Origin of the sequence: Rhodococcus sp. EPR-147 (genome assembly GCF_001647185.1) — a bacterium.
In the GTDB taxonomy this organism is placed as follows: Bacteria; Actinomycetota; Actinomycetes; order Mycobacteriales; family Mycobacteriaceae; genus Rhodococcoides.
In genome coordinates, this window is sequence record NZ_LVCU01000585.1 from 1 (window position 1) to 684 (window position 684).

At 66.2% G+C, this 684-nt stretch carries 1 protein-coding gene; it reads left to right on the top strand.

The genetic code is table 11. The features are described from left to right. On the top strand, positions 1–684 hold a 684-nt coding region (locus A2J02_RS26480), incomplete at both ends, for an iron chelate uptake ABC transporter family permease subunit (protein ID WP_156516402.1).

Here is a 684-nt window from a genome sequence, read left to right on the forward strand (position 1 = left end):
GGCTTCCGCGTACCGTTCTGGGGTTGCTCGTGGGAGTCGCTCTCGGGGTGGCTGGTGCGCTGATTCAGGCTATGACGCGAAATCCGCTGGCCGACCCGGGAATTCTCGGTGTCAACGCCGGGGCGGCGTTCTTCGTTGCGATCGCCGTCGGCGTGCTCGGTGTCACCGGCATCGGGTCCTACATCTGGTTCGCGTTCGCCGGCGCGGTGGTCGGCACGATCGCGGTGTACGCGCTGGGGGCGCTGGGGCGAGCGGGAGCCACTCCGATTCGGTTGACGCTGTCCGGAATTGCGCTCGGAGCTGTACTGGGCGGCATCACCTCGGGCATGCTGCTGCTCGATCCCGATGCGTTCGACAGGATGAGGTTCTGGGGAGCCGGGTCGTTGGCCGGTCGAGGTATGGACATCGCGTCCGAAGTCGCCCCGTTCATCGCGCTCGGAGTTTTTCTGTCCGCCCTGATCGCTCGGCCTCTCAATGCGATCGCGCTCGGCGACGATCTGGCCCAGTCGTTGGGGGCGAACGTGATTCGTACGCGAATCATCGGCGTCGTCGCAGTGACCCTGCTCGCCGGTGCCGCGACGGCCGCGGCCGGGCCCATCGGATTCGTCGGACTGATGATTCCGCACATGGTGCGGTGGTTCGTCGGACCGGACCAACGATGGATTCTGGTCTACACGGTGGTCG